The sequence below is a fragment of the Cupriavidus sp. SIMBA_020 genome, from assembly GCF_046535395.1.
Taxonomy (GTDB): domain Bacteria; phylum Pseudomonadota; class Gammaproteobacteria; order Burkholderiales; family Burkholderiaceae; genus Cupriavidus; species Cupriavidus campinensis.
This window is the reverse complement of the sequence record NZ_JAWRWU010001470.1, coordinates 1-243: the sequence shown is the minus strand read 5'-3', so window position 1 is coordinate 243 and position 243 is coordinate 1. Positions and strand designations below refer to the sequence as shown.

The 243-nt window shown below is 70.8% G+C and carries 1 pseudogene; it reads right to left on the bottom strand.

The features are described 5' to 3' along the window. A pseudogene (locus SB751_RS34460) lies at positions 1-243 on the bottom strand (citrate transporter); the annotation flags it as partial.

Below are 243 nucleotides of genomic sequence, written 5' to 3'. Positions count from 1 at the left end.
GCCCACCGCCAGCGTCAGGCCAATGCGTCCACGACGGCCCGCCACCAGCCCGATCTGGTCGGCATAGGCCAGCACGATCGGCATCAGCAGCGCGATGCGGCCCATGTTCGACGGCATCACGAACGCCAGCAGGTAGGTCAGCGCCACCACGCCGGCCACCACCTTCGGATACGAACCCGACAGGCGCCGCGACAGCGCGCCCGCCATGCGGTCGGCCAGGCCGGTGTACTTCAGCGCCAGCCC